This window comes from Bradyrhizobium nanningense (assembly GCF_004114535.1).
Lineage (GTDB): Bacteria > Pseudomonadota > Alphaproteobacteria > Rhizobiales > Xanthobacteraceae > Bradyrhizobium > Bradyrhizobium nanningense.
The window spans coordinates 21550-38316 of record NZ_LBJC01000073.1; the positions used below are offsets into that span (position 1 = coordinate 21550).

Annotated in this window: 11 protein-coding genes; 4 read left to right on the forward strand and 7 right to left on the reverse strand. The window is 56.9% G+C overall.

The window, feature by feature from the left end; genetic code table 11:
* The first annotated feature begins 1383 nt into the window (after positions 1-1383).
* From XH84_RS33395 to XH84_RS33410, 4 genes are all read left to right on the forward strand, one after another.
* Positions 1384-1656 (forward strand): hypothetical protein, encoded by a 273-nt coding sequence (locus tag XH84_RS33395; RefSeq protein ID WP_128948604.1) that lies wholly within the window; start codon positions 1384-1386, stop codon positions 1654-1656.
* A gap of 463 nt (positions 1657-2119) precedes the next feature.
* A complete protein-coding gene (locus XH84_RS33400; protein ID WP_128948605.1) occupies positions 2120-3037 on the forward strand; it encodes a TauD/TfdA dioxygenase family protein in 918 nt (305 codons plus the stop codon).
* Between the two features lie 599 nt (positions 3038-3636).
* On the forward strand, positions 3637-3912 hold the full coding sequence (locus XH84_RS33405) for a hypothetical protein (RefSeq protein WP_128948606.1): 276 nt from the start codon (positions 3637-3639) through the stop codon (positions 3910-3912).
* A gap of 540 nt (positions 3913-4452) precedes the next feature.
* Complete coding sequence (locus tag XH84_RS33410) at positions 4453-5220, forward strand: CmcI family methyltransferase (protein WP_128948607.1); 768 nt, start codon at positions 4453-4455, stop codon at positions 5218-5220.
* A gap of 700 nt (positions 5221-5920) precedes the next feature.
* On the opposite strand, the gene XH84_RS41155 is transcribed toward XH84_RS33410, so the two are convergent.
* From XH84_RS41155 to XH84_RS33445, 7 genes are all read right to left on the reverse strand, one after another.
* On the reverse strand, positions 5921-6553 hold the full coding sequence (locus XH84_RS41155) for an AMP-binding protein (protein ID WP_245471947.1): 633 nt from the start codon (positions 6551-6553) through the stop codon (positions 5921-5923).
* Positions 6554-7176: 623 nt separating this feature from the next.
* Complete coding sequence (locus XH84_RS33420) at positions 7177-8058, reverse strand: SDR family NAD(P)-dependent oxidoreductase (protein ID WP_128948621.1); 882 nt, start codon at positions 8056-8058, stop codon at positions 7177-7179.
* An 858-nt stretch (positions 8059-8916) separates the two neighbouring features.
* Positions 8917-9747 carry an ABC transporter permease gene (locus XH84_RS33425; protein ID WP_128948608.1) on the reverse strand — a complete coding sequence of 277 codons (831 nt, stop codon included), beginning with the start codon at positions 9745-9747 and terminating at the stop codon, positions 8917-8919.
* A gap of 5 nt (positions 9748-9752) precedes the next feature.
* Positions 9753-11003, reverse strand: a complete 1251-nt coding sequence (locus XH84_RS33430) for an ABC transporter permease (protein ID WP_128948609.1) — start codon at positions 11001-11003, stop codon at positions 9753-9755.
* A gap of 73 nt (positions 11004-11076) precedes the next feature.
* Complete coding sequence (locus tag XH84_RS33435; protein ID WP_128948610.1) at positions 11077-11745, reverse strand: hypothetical protein; 669 nt, start codon at positions 11743-11745, stop codon at positions 11077-11079.
* Positions 11746-11836: 91 nt separating this feature from the next.
* Complete coding sequence (locus XH84_RS33440; protein WP_128948611.1) at positions 11837-12931, reverse strand: ABC transporter ATP-binding protein; 1095 nt, start codon at positions 12929-12931, stop codon at positions 11837-11839.
* A gap of 1843 nt (positions 12932-14774) precedes the next feature.
* Positions 14775-16286, reverse strand: coding sequence for a porin (locus tag XH84_RS33445; RefSeq protein WP_128948612.1), 1512 nt, complete (start codon positions 16284-16286; stop codon positions 14775-14777).
* Positions 16287-16767 lie beyond the last annotated feature (481 nt).

A 16767-nucleotide genomic window follows, 5' to 3' on the forward strand; every position in this document is an offset into this window, starting at 1 on the left:
TGCTGTGGGGCGAGCGTCCCCGAGCCATTCTCAGACTCGGTCCGAGGTGTTCAGAGTAGAATGGCGAACGGAGCACGACAAGGCCCCCTCACTGGAGGGCATCTCTTACGTGTGGACCTCGCGACCAACACCTGCCAGCCACCGGGCAGCCGCGTAGCGGAAGAGCACGCGCGATTTGCAGCGCGCGCGACCTCATAGCTTGACTCCGATGCAACGAACGCGGCGTAAGCCACCTACATTGTAGCGCTCCGCTCGGGCAAGACAAACTCCTCTCGCGATGGTCAGCGGCAAAAGGCTACCTGAGAAAAGGTCGCAATTGGCATGGCAATGCCCCGCTCGACAGAAGCAAGTGCAGCAGTCGCGGCCGCGCCTTCCGTGCTCGAAGCACATAAGCAGAATTTGGTGCACTAATCTTACCCTTATCTTGAAGGGGAGGCCTTTTCTTCTCGCGACACGTCTGCGCGCAAACGGATCCAACCATTCGATCCCGTCGCACCGAAAATACCGCGGCAGGCCCTGTGGAGGTGATTGAGGCTGAAAGGCTTGTGTCTGGCACGCAGACTTTTTGCCCGTCCTGATTCCGCTCTGGCAGACGCGGCTGCCAGTCGCTATGCTGATCTCTTGAACCTGCCACAATCCTTCCGCCGCGTCGTGAGGCGACGTTGCACGCGTCCTTTAGGCGGGGGCCGCGGCAGCAAGGCCGAACGCACATCCGATTCATGTCTGCTGCTATAGGCTCTTGAGGGGTCACCAACCCAGACTTGACGCGCGCAGCGTAGCGCGCACCGATGAGCTCAGGCGCCGCATTGGGTGTCGCCCTCATGCCCGCTGATATTCGCAGGATCATCGGGAGCAACAGATTGAAGAAGGCGGTCGACCGCGTCTGAAGTTTGAGGCCGCGACAGTCAATTGGCGCTTCTCGATCAATGGTCGGATGCAGATCATCCGTTCTCGATAGCGTTTTTTCTTCTCCTAGCCGATTCTGGACTCGCTCGAAAGGGCCCCAGTGATTCTCGCTCAGCGGGACGACCGACTATCAAAATCCAGCCATTGAAGCAGCTTCTCCGCTGCAATTGAAGCTGCCGCTACCTTCACCAATTTAACCCCACCGCGCCGTTTCATGAGCATTAATGTGGCATCGGCAGGATAAATAGATGATCTCGCATGATCGGTTCTCTATCCGCGCCTTGCGGGCCGCTCGTTTAGCGGCGCCATGCAAGCCGTACGGCTGCAGGGAATCATGACAAGCGTATGGGGCGGACCAAATTGAGGTTTTCTCTCTCAGCTCGGAAATTTATTGTGCTTTGCGCGCATGCTGACTTGCCGCGCGCATCGGTGGCCCCCCGGGTGCTCGGTCTCGGCGCAGACGAGACAGGAGCACGCTTGTTCTCGCGCTCTACTCAATATTCGCGGAGCCAGCCCGAATTTGAAAGCCGGAAGAACATCTGTGCGCAGATCACGGCTGTTGCGCACATGATGGAGGGCCATGCGGTCCGCGTCTGGACCTGCGCTCGTCGTATTCGCGACAACACAATGGGACTTTTTGAAACACGCGCCCGTGGCCTCGACGCCATGATGAGCTGTTTTCTTGTGAAAGGAATGGCTTGGGCTTCGGTTTTGCAATTGGCACGGTGCTTGCTGCGGATCAGCCGGTAACATGAGGCAAACATGAAAGTCAGCGCTCTCACCTGCCCCCCGCCCGCACGCAGGCGTTTCGCACTAGTGTTTGGAACTAGCGCGATCGACTCCATCATCCCGAGAAAGCTGGCTGAAGCGGCACATAACGTCGTTACGAGCCTAGACGCTTTCTTGGCTGTGATCCGCCGCTGGGAGACGGCTCATGACTCGCAGTTCGGCGAGTTTGCGAAACTGACAGCCTTGGAGTTAATTGACATCCAGGGGTGGGGCGCCATCGAGCTTCAAGCGGCGTGTTCGATCGATCGTGGTGGGGATCAGTGGCGATCTGTTCGTGGCCGATCTCGCGTCGAGAGACTATCAACGGGCCGATCCCGCCCATTTTGGCGAAGAGCTCTATGCGGTCTGGCGTTCACCTGTTGGTGCCGCAGCTGGATAGATTGGTTCGCCGACAGAAAACCGTAACGTGGAGGAGGATACCACGATGAGTGAAACGGCTTCGATCGATAAAGTTATTCCGCCTGCCGATGTCATCAAACGCGCAGCGCGCATCGGCGCTGAAATTAGGAATATTAAGCTGTCAGGCGACTTGCCAGACCATACGATTGCCGCGATCAACGATGTACTGCTCAAACACAAGGTCATCTTCTTCCGCAATCAGGGTCATCTGGACGACGCCGAGCAGGAGCGTTTTGCTCTTCGTTTTGGAAGGCTCGTGCCGCATCCGACGATCGGTGCTACGAAAGGAACGGCATCTATCCTCGAGCTCGATTCCGCCCGATTCCGAGTCGACCTGTGGCACAGCGACGGGACCTTCATCGAAGCGTATCCCAAGATTACGGTTCTGCGAGGCGTCGTGATCCCACCATTCGGCGGCGATACGGTCTGGTCAAATACAGCTACGGCTTATCTTGATCTACCGCTCCCGCTGCAACGGCTTGCCGACGAACTATGGTCGGTTCACAGCAATGACTACGGCCTTAGACCTGGTACCAGCGAGGCCGATAAAAAGTATTATGACGATGTCTTCACTAGTACCATCTATGAGACCGAACATCCCGTTGTGCGTGTCCACCCCGAGACCGGCGAGCGCACGCTGGTGCTGGGCCATTACGTACAGCGTTTTCTTGGTATCTCGAAGTACGACGGCCAGAGGCTGTTGGATATCTTCCAGTCTCATATCACCGCGCCCGAAAACACCGTGCGCTGGAGCTGGAAGGAGGGCGATGTCGCCGTCTGGGACAATCGCGCCACACAACATTATGCGGTCAACGATTACGGCGACCTCCATCGCATCGTTCGCCGCGCCACCATCGATGGCGACTTACCAATCAGCGTCGATGGTCGGTGCAGCATAACTCGCGTAAGGGCCATCAGGCAGCCACCTGCAAAAGTCCCCTAGCGCGTTCGCAGATTTCACGCAGATCCGAACGATCGTCGATCGTGCTGCGCCGGAGGACGGGTTGCTCAGGCAATGAACATCGGCTTGCCAAACAGGTTGCCGGACTGCTTGTTCATTCGTGCCGGTGCTTGTTCTCAGAAATCAGGTGCCCCTTAAGCCCGACGGCTACACAGGTTCGGCAAGTTCTGGTCGTGCAAAGATGCTATAATCGTGCCCCGCGCTTGCCGTCGGGCCTCAAAATTGAAAAGGCAACCGTCGCGTGCCCTCCTCCGCGCGAGCTTATGGCGCGGCCGATCGGCTCGCGTCCATGGCTGTTGCCCACAGGTTAACAGCTCGGCGACTGCAGGGGCGCAGTTTGTTTGCGACACCGGTCAGGTCCCCACTCGGCGGTCTGCTAATGTGGGATTGAGGCTCTCGGCCACAACTTCGCTCGGTGTGGTTGAGCACTAGCCATCAAGGGTTGCGCGTGGCGATGTTGAATGGCGGGACCACCAAGCAGAGCGAGATCAATTCGGGGCCGTCGCGAGATCGCGGATGCACCACTCGCTCCGTTCCGTGACCTTATTAACCGCTGAGTCACGCTAGAGCCCCGGGAACTCATGCTGGCGTTCACCGATCAGCCTCGTGTGGTCTTTTGGACGGTGCCCGACGAACGATCGCGTGTCGCCTCTTTCGGCATGACTTTCAACATCGCAACGGCGCTATCACAGACCGGCGCTTCAAAATCCTTACGTGGATGGCTTCTGTCCTCAACCGTTCCGCAGACATTCCAAAGCGGTTCTGCGAATTCCACCTCGCGCATGCGGATCGAGCGCGCCTCGCTGGCGCACTGCCGTTTAGATGACGTATTCGGGCCAGGCAGGGGCCTTTCTTAAGGTACGTCGCCAGACTTCATGAACTCGCTGGCTCTCTAGCGGTTTTCGCAGACAGCGAGTGGCGAGCGCAAGCCTCTTGATTAGCTGAGATCGACCGGAGACGAAAGGCCGCTGACCATTACGGCGCGCTAAGCGCTAAAAAGCGCGCTATTTGTTCCTTGTGCAGTGATCGTGGTAACTTTGGATCCTTGCTGCACCATGTTCGGATGATGACGCCGATGTCGCCAACCTGATAAAGCGTTGTGAGCATTCCAGCAAGCTGGCTAGTACATATGCGGGTGTTCACTCCCGTCTAGCAAATGATCATTCTATTCCGCAAGTGGCACGTCGCTTGCTAGGAGACGCTTGCTAGGAGAGCAGTAAGAGCCGCGGCGGCCGCCCCGGTGGTAGCGGCCCATTCAAGAGTTCTCGACCAGTGTTGAGCTTTAGCGCGAGCGGGACGTTTTAAAGCCGAACCACCCAGCCGCAGAAACGCGGTCAACCGGCTCAAGCCCACTCACTTTCCTCAGATAATGAGAGCCACGATACGGAGATAGACCTATGAAACTCGCTTCCGGATACAAAGCGCTTTGGGAGGCTACCCAGAAGGATTACCCAGGCGAAACAGGCGTGATTGGACTTCTTGATCAAAGAGGCGCGTTTGAATCAATGAGCAACGTGGTAAATGCTGACCATTCTGACCGCTTTTCAAAGCCAACGGCGCGGACATGGAGGTCGTCTATTGACCCGTGGACCTTTCAGCGCTCCACAACAGTTGGCGCCTTGGCGCGGACATACAAAGGGCTGATCAATATCAAAAGCCCTTTCGATCTGACCCTGTATACAAGGCTCATCTGGGAACTTCAGCCGAAGACAATTCTAGAACTTGGTTCCTTTCAAGGGGGAAGCGGACTATGGTTTGCTGATCAAATGTCGATCCTTTGTGAAAATCCAGGTGAAGTTCATTCCTTTGACTTGCACACGAAACGTATCCACGAGAATGCGAAGCATCTATTGCTTACCTTTCATCAGATTGACCTTTCGAAGGTGGAGCCGTTGGATAAAAACCTGCTTATTAGACTACCTCATCCTTGGCTTGTAATCGACGACGCGCATGTACAGGTATTTTCGATTTTTTCTTACCTGAGCCAGCATTTAGTGGCAGGAGATTATTATGTAATTGAGGACGTTATAACAATGTTGAATAAAGAGGTTTTCGATGGCTTGCAGTTGGTCGAGCAAGCAGGATTCTTAGTCGACACTTATTACACCGACGCGTTTGGGACCAATGTCACTTGTGCTCCAAATGGATGGTTTCGAAAATCGTGAGCTTGGGCCGGTGGAGTTGGCTTGGCACTCAATTGCCTCATCGTCCATTATGCGGTAGTCGGCCTGGACCTAGCCTTGAGTTGCTCTGTGGCCCGAGCTAAAGGACGCGATAGTCAAATGAAATGCATATTGGAGCGCTCGGTGTAGTGGGCTCGTGTTGATCAGGTGAGGCCGACCAGGATCATGTCTGCGCCGATCGGCGAGGTAAAGATAGCTGTCTTCGTCGAAGTGGCCGAGATCCCCGAAGCTGTCCCAGCCGCCAGGCAGCGTGCGGGACGTGGCGCCGCGGCAGACCTAAGAAGGCCTTGCCTCTCCACGCAAGTTGATTTCACCTAACTTGCCAGGTGATAGCAGTTACCGTCGGCATCGAGGACCTTGATTTTATGCCAGCTTAGGCGGCCTACAGAACCGCGGGATCCAGCCACTCACTTCCGGTGTTGACGATTCCGGCTTGGTTCTCGCTGGTGCCATAAAGCTCAAAGATGGTCTCTGGCCCCAGCCAATTGATAAGGCCTCCTTGAGCCGTATTGGGCAAGGTGCGGCAAAGTGCCAGAGGGTCTTCAAGGATGAAAGGTCATAGCGTTCTCACACCTCTTCGGGCACCCGCCAGATGCGACTCATCATGGTGGGCGCCAAAAAAACCCACGTCGCCCTTCGCCGCTCGATCTCGGCGAGAACCCCTCCGCGTCGAAGCGCGGCATCAGCACCAGATGGGATCGCTTGTTATGGCCTCCATCGCGCACCCGAACGGTCCGCTATGATAGAGGGGACCTGGAATCAGCGCTGTGCCACCTCGACGGAAGCGACAGAAGCTCGGACTTTCGGGCTCTGCGATGGTCAGGCCAGGCGTTCCGGCAAGAATCAGCTTCGGCCGGCCGGTCGAGCCGCCCGAAGTCAAAGCCTTCGAAACCGGCGACACGCGCGATCTCAGTGGCCGGTCATCATCAGAGAGCGCGAGCAGATCCTCGACCGTGACGCGCCGCCGGTTGGTATCTATGCTCGGTAAGCCGATCAACACGGCCGGATCGGCGAGGTCGACGATGGCCTGCAGTTCGGCACGCGGCAGTCGGAAGGACACCGGCTGCGGCGTCGCGCCGAGCTTCCAGACGCCCCAGGAAGCCTCGATAAAATCGACACCGTTAGGAAGACCAATCGTCACCAGATCGCCTAGCTTGACTCCCAGCCCCTCCAACGCCCGCGCGATGCGGTTTGCATGCGCCTCAAGCTGACGCCAGGTGCGTGTGGTCTCCCCGCAGCTAACAGCTGGTGCATCTGGAGTTGCTTGCGCGCTACGGGTCAGCTTCTCGCCTAAAGGAATCATGCCTTCAGCCATCGTTTCTCACAGATGTCCTCTTTGTCCCGTTCAGGCTGGCTGCATGAGCAACCCACTGCTCTCGGCAGAACCAAATCCTCCTGACAATTACCCCAGTTCGCAGAAGAAAACCGCCAACTCACGGCAAAGCGACACACATATCAGGCAATTTTTCCAGGTTCGGCGCAGGAGTTCATCCCGCTATGGACCGCAGCTTTAGATATTGACGGCGTACAATCGGCTGACGCGTAGGCGTACTCGGCGCGATCACAGATTAGTCGCCCAAGATGACACCAATTCCACGCATAGAACAGCCCGCACATATGCAGCGCTGGATCACCGGGAGCTTCGCAGATGGCTCCATTCATCAACGCAGGCTCCGTCTCGATGGACTAATAGAATAACGGCCGAAGTCGGAAAAAACGTTATTGCCACTCCTGTTGATGCCGGCAGGTATGTTGCCATTGTGCAAAGCGCAGTTTCACCATGCAACGTACGGCATGATGTGCTGGCTGTTGTGGTAACCCGGTAGAACACGAGCAAGCGATTGTTCGCCGCCGTTCGCTGGCGATCCGGCTTTAGTGCCGGCGAAAAGGAGCTGAGGCGGTCCCGCCGATTTAGTCGGCGCAGCAAGCGATGCGGCGCTACGCGCGTCCATCGGTCTTCGACCCAAATAGCGGGTCTCCGGGGAAGAATACTGAAGCCGCGTGCGCCGCCACGTCCTGCGCGGTGTAGGGTCCCTTGGGTTGGAACCCCTGGGCCATCAGCATTTTAGCCTCCGCGATCTCCTCCCCCGATATAGCGATGACCTTGCCCGAATGATCCGCCGCCAAGTCGGACGCCAGGAACAGCACGCCAGGAGCGACGTTTTCGGGACGTAAAATCGAAAGGCGATCGGCATCCAATGCAACTGGAACGCCCGCCCACATCCGCGTGATCGCGTTTGGTGCCACCCCCATAACGCGAATGCCATATTTTCGACCCTCTATGGAGAGAACTCTTATCAAGCCATAGATAGCGGCCTTCGCCGCCCCGTAGTTTGCTTGGCCGAAATTCCCGAACAATCCTGACGTTGAGGACGTCATAATTATAACGCCCGGCCGACCATTGTCTTTGAGCCACTCCCAAACCGGTAACGTGCAGCAGTAGGTTCCCTTCAGATGGACCTTGAGAACGAGATCCCAATCTTCCTCCGAGATCTTAGCAAATGTCCGGTCACGCAAGATGCCAGCATTGCAGATCAAGATGTCGACGTGGCCAAAAGCGTCAATCGCGGACCTTAGGATATTCCGCCCCCCATCCATGGTGGATACGTCATCGCCATTGGCCACAGCACGCCCACCGGCCTCCAATATGTCGGCCACCACTCTTGCAGCACCGGCGCTCGCGCCAACACCGTTCACAGTGGTACCGAGATCATTGACGACGATGGCCGCCCCCTCTTTGGCGAATAGCTTTGCATAAGCTTCCCCGAGTCCGCCGCCAGCCCCAGTGATAATTGCCACCTTGTCGTCCAATAATCCCATCATATCCTCCTCGAGTGTCTGCATCGTCAGCACCGCGGCGCCCTCGAAGTACCGGTGGTCCATCTGAAAACAGTCGCGTTGCGTGCCAAAACCCGGCCGCCTGGTGTGTTCTGGTTACCCTATACTTGCCCAACCGAGAGCTCCGGGCGGTGGGATTATGCACTACGAGCCACGCCTTTCGAGGCGATCTAACCACCGCGCTATCAGCGCCACCTGAGCTCCGCATTGCGCCAGGGTCTTGGCAAATCGCACGCCAAGTCCCGCTTATGCTCCGGTCACTAGCACCGTCTGAACCTCCAGGTTGATAGAGAATTTTTTTGGACGTGCCATCGGGCGCGCGCTTGGGTTTTTGTGGAAGTCCGTCGATCCAGAACGTCTCTGAAGGCCGGAGAGGCGTGATCGATTTGAGGCCGCCAGCGCTGCGATCAACAAACGGCTTCGAAGATATTAGCCACCTCTTAGAGTCGTTTTTCACCAACTGCCGCCTTAAATAGGGTAATTTCTGCACGGCTCGAAAAACCCGTAAGTAACAGTCAAATCGATGCTTTTGCCCAACACAACTCGCTGCCCACAGGACGTGGGAAACCTCTTGGAGTTCCAGAACGAGCAGAGAGAGAGCACCAATCAGCAATATAGAACTTGCAGAATTCCCGTGGATCAAAGCCAATGCCGGCGCGGCACCACCACTTTCGCTAGAGTGATGAACGTCGCCATCTCATATAGGCTTCAACTAAGCGACTATTATTGCAAATGAGATATTTCGATCGGTCTGGATCGCCCAAACATGTGATCGAGTCGACTAGATCGGCTCTTGCGCTGCTGCGAAAGCACATGAGTGTGAATGTGCGGCGGCGATGGTTAGGTATTGCGAATGCCACGTAATCGCTCCGAGCGCCGCCGTAGCAGCTCGATCGTGGTCAGCATGATGATGGAGAACAGTGTCAGCACGGTCGCGGCCGCGATGATCGTCGGACTGATCTCCTCGCGAATTCCAGAAAACATGACCTTTGGCAAAGTGCGCTGATTGGTGCTAGCGACGAAAAGAGCGACCACTACCTCGTCAAAGGAAGTAAGGAAGGCGAATAGCGAGCCGGAGATCATGCCGGGAAGTATAAGCGGCAGAGTGACTTTGAAGAAAGCGGTGACAGGCGGCGCACCGAGACCTGCGGCTGCGCGGGTTAGCGAGTGGTCGAAACCCGTCAGTGCAGCGGTGACGGTGATCACGACAAAGGGAGTTGCCAACGTGGTGTGCGCCAATATTAGTCCAGTAAAGCTATTGAGCAGCCCAGCATCGGCATAGAAGAAATACACGCCTACCGCTGTGATGACGACTGGCACGACCAGAGGCGATATCAGTATCGTCATTACCGCCGTGCGCCAGGGGAAGTTCGGCCGGCTTAGACCGAGCGCGGCTAGCGTGCCTAGCACGGTTGACAGTAGCGTGACCGATACGGCTACGAAGATCGAATTATGCAGCGCCCCCTGCCATCGATCGGTGAGGAAGAACTCCTGATACCAGCGCAGAGAGAACGCAGACAGAGGATAGGTAAAGAAGGGTACAGAATTGAATGAGAGCGGAAGGACCACGAAGATCGGTGCGATTAGAAACAGCAATACCGCCCCGCAGAGCAGCCGGTGGAAGTAGTACCAAGCCCTCTCCATCGGAGTGGCATAGACGGACGCAGCCATCGATCTCATCCCATCTTGAGCCGGTCGACGCCGACCAGCTTGTTGAAAGAATAGTAGAGTAGTAGCGTCGCGGTGAGCAGGATGGCGCCGAGCGCCGAGGCCATGCCCCAATTGAGCTCCTCGTTTGTATAGTAGGCAACGAAAGAGCTAACCATTTGGTCAGCGGCCCCCCCCACGAGAGCAGGAGTTATGTAGTAGCCCAGGCACAGAATGAAGGTCAGTAGGCAGCCGGCAGCGATCCCCGGCAGGGTCTGGGGAAAGTAGACCTTCCAGAATGCATAAAACGGTCCGGCACCGAGCGAGCGAGCGGCTCGAACATAGGTCGGTGAGATTGTTTTCATAACACTGTAGATTGGTAAGAGCGTGAAGGGCAGCTGAATATGGGTCATTGCCACGATGGTCCCGACCCGGTTGTAAACGAGCTCGGCCGGCTGAGATATGACATGCAGCGCTATCAACGTTTCGTTGACGACTCCGTGCTGCTGCAGAAGTACGACCCAAGCAATGGTGCGCACCAGCAATGATGTCCAAAACGGCAGCACGACCATAATCATCAGGAGATTGCTGGATCTGCTCGGCAATGTTGCCAGGAGATAGGCCACAGGGAAGCCGAGCAGCAGGGTCACTGCAGTTACGCTAATGCTAATACTAAGTGTGCGCAAAAAAACGCCGCGGAAGATTGCGTTTTCTGGCGGTGAGGCGACGATTTGGCTATCGGGGCCATACTGGTAATCGATGGAACGTAGCAGGTAGTAATCCGTATAGGCCGAGGTTCCTCGCTTCATTAGATTCCAGACATCCTGCCGCCCCCAAAGTGGACTAATCTCGATCATCGCCTCCTTGTAGGGTCCGCTGGTAAGCAAGCTCGCCTTGCGCGCGCTCAATACCACCTGGCTGAGAGAGCCGGGCAACTCATAGTTCATCCGCTTGCCGATGGCGGTCGCAGTCTTCTGAGCCCAAGAATCTTTCAGATCGGCGATCAGCGCGGCATAGATCGCCTCGTCCGGCAGATCCCGGCCTTCCCATTCACTTAACGCCGTCATGGTCCGCGGCATCAGGGTCAACAGGGTATGGTCATGAATAGCGTTGAACAGCATCCGTCCGATCGGCAGTACGAAACCGATCAAGATGAACAGCAGGAGCGGAAGAACGAGGATAAAGGCCTTAAGCTTCTGCCGACGCTCGACCCGCCGCAGCTTAAGATGCAGAGGCATGCCTTTGGGGCTTCCGGTGCTTCGGACGGCTGTCGTCGCCATCGATTTTCTCCCAGTTCATGCGTAGAGGCGATGAGGAGAACAGAGTCCATCCCCGCCATTTCCATTCTTGGCGTTACTTGGCGAGCCAAGCGGTAAAACGTTGGCGGATTTTATCGCCCTTCTCACTCCGAAAGCTTGCGTCCGATCGGAGGGCACGGTCAGGTTCATTCGGAAGGTTAGGCAGGATCGCCCAATTGACGAACGCAATCGCGTCCTTGTTGCCCGTTCCCTCGCCGGTGTGGTTTGCCACGTCGGCATGCGCCTGGGGCGAACTGGCAAAGGCAATGAACTTGTAGGCGCTGCCCAACCGCGCAGTACCCTTTGGAACCGCCACTGCGGCGGAGACGCTGGATGGCACCCCAGAGTCCGTGCTGCTAACGCCCTCGAACTCGGGCCGGTCAAGGCCCAGCTTCTTCCAATCGATCGTCTTGACAGAACCCTCTGCACAGAATTCCCGGACCGCCGAGTCGCCAGCCCAAATCGCGTCGCAGTTCACGCTTCTGGTCTCGACCATGGCAGGGATTTTGGCCAGGCCGTAGCCGTACTCGGCTTCAGTGACCTTGATCCCGCTCGCCTTCCAGAAGGGATCGAAAATGACCTTGCGCACGACCTGCTGAAAGGACCTGACGCCGGCGGCTTCCATGAGCTGATCATCTGCTAGGGCGGGATTCGTTAGAGTGACCATGCCCGCTACCAGGCCGATGATGGTCAGAGTGTTCGCGATCGTCAGTGATGCCCTCATCGTCTACCCTCTCCCCTTTATGCCACCTCCAAGATGGACGGAGCGCTGCCGAAGAGCCAGCCGAGACTTCCCGACGCAGCCCTGATCGTGCTTACGGCGCATCGAGCGCCCGACAATCCTCCGTATTCCAGCCGATGGTGATCGCCGCCCCGGGCTCGACCTGCACCACGCCTTCCGAACTCGGCAACTTGACCACAAAATCATCATGGCCGCAGACTGAAAGCCGCGTGCGCACGTGGTCGCCCAGATAAATCACCTCAGCAACTTGCGCGCTGAAGACGTTGGGCAACGAACCTGGTGTCGGATTTAATCTCACCCGCTCCGGCCGCAACGACAGTACCGTCGGCTGGCCAACCCCTTCCACTTTGACAGCCAGCGCGTGCACGTTGCCAACGCCGGGAATCTCTACCTTGCAATCGGCGCCATTCATCGCCACGACCTTCCCCCGCAACCGGTTGTTCTCGCCGATGAACTGGGCAACGAAAGCGCTTTGCGGCCGCTCGTAAAGTTCGACAGGTGCAGCGAGCTGCTGGATGACCCCCTCATTGAAGACCGCTATGCGGTCCGACATGGTCAGCGCCTCGACCTGATCATGCGTCACGTAGACGATCGTGACGCCAAGATTCTCGTGGATACGCTTGATCTCGAGCTGCATGTGCTCGCGCAATTGCTTGTCCAAGGCACCGAGCGGCTCGTCCATAAGCACAAGCTTGGGACCGAAGACGAGTGCGCGGGCGAGTGCAACGCGCTGTTGCTGGCCGCCAGACAGCTGGCCGGGACGTCGGCCGCCATAGGCGCCGAGACGCACCATATCGAGCGCCCGCTTGATCCGCGCATGAGTGTCGGCTTTGCCAAGCTTTCGGACCCTGAGCGGGAAGGCGAGGTTCTCCTCCACGGTCATATGCGGAAACAACGCGTAATTCTGGAATACCATACCGATGTCGCGTTTGTGCGGCGGCATGTTATCGATTGCCCGTCCCCCCAGCAGAATCGAACCATGAGTGGGCGCTTCGAAGCCGGCAAGCATCATGAGAGTCGTCGTCTTTCCGGAGCCGGAAGGCCCCAGCATCGTGAGAAACTCACCCCGAGCAACCTCCAAATTGAGATTCTTAACGACCAGTGCTTCACCGTCGTAGGTCTTCTGAACGCCGGAAAACTCCACGAAGGCATCGTTCGTGCTTGACATCAACCCTCTTCCCTCCACTCGCGTCCTGGCGCTCCGGTTGGTGCGCCGCCTGTCGACAACGAGACACGACGTCTTCTTGATGGATTGCAGCAGTTGCGCTCGCTCGGGATTGCAGAAACGCATCTGCGCTGAAGCAAATGACGCGGCTGTTTCCTCGCCTGCGTTTAGCTCCGGCGACCTTGAGGCCGACAGAACATTGTTGTTCACCAATTCCCTAGCAAGTTCCTGGAGACGAATTTAACCGATGTGGCCCGTTTTACGGCGAAACTTCTGCACAAATAGGCCTACCGCGCAGGTTTGCGTCGGCCGTTGTTCCGGTTGAGTAGAATCTCCAAGGCGAGCTTAACCTTAAACGATCATCCCCCATGGCTGTGTCGTAAACCAGGAGCATGACAGCAGCTGTTGCGCCATCAGCGATTGGGCGGCGCGCTGGTTGTGACCGTTCAAGGAGAACGTGCTTGCTGCCAGCAACGCGCGCCATCCAATTGTGCCACAAACGCCTCGCTTGCATTATCTCCTTGAGCGTCCAAGCCACAAACTGAGCGGTGTACCACTGGCTCACGCTTACGTTTGACCGCATCTTGAATGAGCGCAATCAAATTAGCAGTCTTAGTCGCTATGAGCTTCAAACCGACCACCAGCCAAGCAAAACCGAACGCTGTTTCTCGTTATCAGTGTATCGATCGCGCTACCCGCGATCTCGGACGAGATATTGAGCGCCGCGGCCGCTCGCAAGCCAGAGAACATTTGGTTGCCGGCCGACCACTTTGAGGCGGGTTGGTCTTTTATGTTTGGCGTAGTCTCCTAGACTTTTCGCGGTAATAGAGATTGACAGCAGAGCGATGACAATCTCATGGAAGAGTGGATTGGCGAACACCTCGCCGACGTCACTGTAGCCATGATCGCAGCAAGTGCCTCAAGAGGGAGCCGTCGGAATCGAACTTAGCTGGCGCTTCGCTGGATAGCCCGCTGTCCTCTCTCGAGATCCGATCACGACCGGAGTACTCCTTACTCAGAACTTCCTAAGTTCTAGCGCTCAATTACAATTCGATCTGGTGTTCTGCGCAGCGAAGTTCGCCCAGAACTGCCCGCGTGTGCCGTCCTGATCTGGGCAAGGCCAGTGGGCCACTTGGCCAAGGGACGAGTGGACCCGATGTTCCATCACAATTATCGTCGGCCCCGCGGGGCCGCCATATTCATGCGGAAATGGGAGCACAGAAGACCGAACCGGGCACAACGCTTTCACATTGCCTTGCTGAAGGCCCGCTTCTCCCTCGTTACGTCACCTCTAATGGGAGGGCGGGCGCAGCCTGAAACTGAATCTGGCTATTGTGCGGTCTGGTTCAGGACCAACGAACCATCACCCATTTTCCGTGAGGGACGAGGCGCGAAATGCACTTTTGTTTTTCTGGCGCGCGATTGATCCTGTTTGACGTGCACTTGTCGCCATCGATATTGATTCGTAGCGATGCCAGCAGGCGCGCATCACTACGCAGAAAGGGCCGGCGGAAATTTTCTGAGCACGAAGTGCGATATAGACGCCATATCCAAGCCGCCAAAGGCGGAGGGGTGAAGCCGCGCAGACCACCGCCTCGATCGGTTGCATAAACAAGCAGTTTGTCTCTTTAGACGCGCGCATTGCGTTCCATCTGGATCGGCTTCAGAAGCTATAGAGCGCGTTGATACGCTACCTGCCGAAGTAATTCAGCGAAAGTACGGGTTCAAAAGCCTCCACTTAGGCCAGATATGAAAGGCCTCCGGCGGGCATGCCGGAGGCCTTTTTGGAGGTCTACTTAGTTGAACAGAGCCGCTTGGTTCCTCCTTCTGTTAATTTGACAGTAACTCACCAGACGCGCTGGGCCCGGAGCAGCAGCGTGAGTGCGCCCTGGTCCTTCAGCTCATACGTAGTACCCGGCTTGGCGATGCCTGACTGCTGCGGCAGCGTCACCGTGCTCCCGCTCGCGTACTTCTGGTCCAGCATCGTGTACGCAAGCTCGGCCGAGAAGGTCAGGCCTTTGACTGGCGTCCAACCCGTCCTCGTACCAATAATGGCGTAGTTGAAGTCGGGATTGCACCCTGCAGCACCAGTCGAGAGCGCGACATTTGCGACGACCGCGCCGCAGATGTAGCCCTTGGCCGTGTTGTTGTACCGTACAGCACTCCACCCACCGTAGATGCTGCTCACCCAGCGGGGATCCCAGTTGTGTGAATAGCCGCCCTGGAAGCCATAGGTCGTAGTCAGTTGTTGACCTGAGCCCGTCACGAATACCGAGTCAGATACGCCAGCTAGGGCGACGCTCTGGTAGGCACCAGCAAGGCCTGTGCTTCCATACATCGCGAAGCTAGGCGCACTCGTATAGTCATGGAAATTATAGCGACTCGCACCATTCGTATATACCGCTGACATGTTGATCGTATCACCCGCACCGGTCGGGATGTTCCTGATCGACAAGCCCAGCTGACCAGCCCAGCCCCACTTGTCATCTGGGTGACCGGTGAGCTCGGTTGCGCCGTAATAGGCTGCGTGATTGTCATGCGCGGCAAACGACGCCTGGAAAAGGCCCCAAGCCTGATCGACACGAAGCTGCGCGACGAAATCCGGAGTTCGCGAACCACCGAAGTCATTAGCGCCGTACGCACCAGCGGCAATTCCCGCAGCGGACGCCGCGCTCACGTTCCAGACGGCAAGCTGATCACGAGAAACTTGATCCTCGGCTGAAAAAGCAGCCGTGATACCTTGTCCGAAGTCGAACGTATAAGCGAACTGGTTTGCGGGCTCCCAGCCGCCGGCGCCGGGCAGCTCGATGGAATTCGCCGGATATTGGTTCCAAGGCGTGCTGAATTGCGAAAACGCTTTGCCGAACGTGAAGCCAGCGAACTGGATGAAGGCGTGGTAGAGACCGGGCGTGCCACCCGAGATCTGAGAACCTATGGATGTCGTATACGTCGTTCCACCGGCGCCGTTACCGCTATAGGGGCCGGTCGTATAAGTCCATGCTCCTTCGAAGTACGTGCGGAGTAAGCCGTACTCGGTTGCGGTGCGAGTGTCGATAGTGATGTCCTGACGAGAGCGCGCACTGTAATAGTCGCTCAGGCGGTTATTAGCGCCACCCACACCACTATCCGGTCCAACATAGTGGTAGCTTGAATTCAGCACGACTTCAGCGCGCAGATAGCCGCCGAGCTTGATGCAAGTGTCAGTACCAGGGATGTAGTAGAATCCAGCTCCGTACAAAGAGCAGATTTTGACGTACTCGATCGCCTTGGCCTTGACGGGGAGATCGGCCGAGTGTGCACCGCCGATAGCGATCAAACCTGCCGCTGAACCTAGAAAGAGGCTCTTCGCCATCTTCATAAAAAACCCTCCAGTTGTTTTAACCCAAGAGTGGCCAGTCTCGCCTTCGAAAAGATTAGCCACCTCTGCCCCCAATCATTCTCGACCTACAGGGCCTTCCTCGAACATCACCGATGAATCGAACCCGGTGACGTCGCGGTGCGGACCATTCCGCCGCTCGCGTGACTACGTTGACAGATTGCGAGAATGAGCAGCGTGAAAACTTTGTACGAAACGGACTAACGCGCGCGCGCTACGGGCTAGCGTGTTCTAAGCGCTTCACAAGCGTACGATTAGTACCCAAGACTTGCTTCAATGTACGGTTCGTACACATCGGTGGTCATCTCGCGCGCGGAATTGGTACCGTTCAAAGCGTGTTGCGCATTTCCCGGCTCCCACCAACGCGAGATGCGGCTTTTGCGCAGATCGGGCGAGACCTGAATCTTTTTTGATATCCTATTCTGGCCGTCGAGATCGTTAGATGCTCTTTCTCGCCAATGCG